The sequence below is a fragment of the Myroides sp. LoEW2-1 genome, from assembly GCF_009767705.1.
Classification (GTDB): Bacteria; Bacteroidota; Bacteroidia; order Flavobacteriales; family Flavobacteriaceae; genus Flavobacterium; species Flavobacterium album_A.
Window position 1 is genome coordinate 1 of sequence record NZ_WSPP01000109.1, and the last position, 1038, is coordinate 1038.

A 1038-nucleotide genomic window follows, 5' to 3' on the forward strand; every position below is an offset into this window, starting at 1 on the left:
GAGAGTACATTATTTCTTGTTTGCTCATCTCTTTATTATTTCAAGCAAACTTACTACCTTACGTTAGCTTATGAAATATGGGCTTGGTCGGGTGGATACAAAAGGACTTAGTTTTAATTAGCTAAGTCTTTTTAGTATCATCTGCAACTATCTCGGTACACCTGAGTATATGTATAATGCTACGGGGGACTTGGTCTGGCATGGTGTCTTAGATATCTACGGACGTATCGACATGAAGGTAGGTAAGCGGATGGACTGTCCCTTTAGATATTAGTTGCAGTATGATGACTTAGAGAGTGGTCTATACTATAACCGCTTTAGGTATTATAGTCCTGATATGGGGAATGTATGTGAGTCAGGATCCTATTGGGTTGATGGGAGGTATGGCGCTGTATGGGTATGTGCATGATGTGAATGGGTGGCTGGATCCTTTTGGGTTGTCAGCTTTAGGTGGAGGATAAGGACCTGTAAGAAAAGTTAACAAAAATATGGGAGGCGAAGTTAATCACATGCCTGCAAATTCGGCTACCCAAAATGCTGGTGGATTAGGAGGTAAAAAGATATCTAAGTATAAAGGACTTGGAATTCTAATGGATGTTGCAGATCATCAGAAAACAGCTAGTTGGGGGTCATTTGATTCTGCTGTTATATGGAGGTAAGTTCAAGAAGATTTGATTAGAAGAGGTAAGTTTGGAAAAGCAATGGAAATGGATATAAGAGATGTGACACGCAAATTTGGAAATAAGTATAATGATGGAATGAAAGATATGATAGATTATGCAATAGATAAACAATATATAACTAAACAAGAAGGAAAAAGATTAAAGCGAAAATACTTACATCATTAATATGAAAATAAATATTGAAAGTAGAACCTCGATAAATAATAATTATTTAGGAACTAAGAAAAATAAGATAGTTGAAGACATTGATAATATTACCTATTATTATGAATTAAATGCACAAAATGAAATAGAAACTTTATCTGTACGTTCTTGTGATGAATTTAATTTAGATAAGGAAAAGGTTACATATAAT

At 34.7% G+C, this 1038-nt stretch carries 4 protein-coding genes; all 4 read left to right on the forward strand.

Translation table 11 applies throughout. The features are described from left to right. Positions 1-296 precede the first annotated feature (296 nt). Positions 297-461: a hypothetical protein gene (locus tag GOQ24_RS07480; protein WP_155093048.1), complete on the forward strand. Its 165-nt coding sequence runs from the start codon at positions 297-299 to the stop codon at positions 459-461. Positions 462-488: 27 nt separating this feature from the next. After that, positions 489-659, forward strand: a complete 171-nt coding sequence (locus tag GOQ24_RS07485; protein WP_155093047.1) for a hypothetical protein — start codon at positions 489-491, stop codon at positions 657-659. A gap of 12 nt (positions 660-671) precedes the next feature. Further along, the gene (locus tag GOQ24_RS07490) at positions 672-848 is read left to right on the forward strand and encodes a hypothetical protein (RefSeq protein ID WP_155093046.1); all 177 of its coding nucleotides are present in this window, start codon (positions 672-674) and stop codon (positions 846-848) included. A 1-nt stretch (position 849) separates the two neighbouring features. Then, positions 850-1038 (forward strand): hypothetical protein (locus GOQ24_RS07495; RefSeq protein WP_160339406.1); only part of this gene is annotated, 189 nt, incomplete at its 3' end.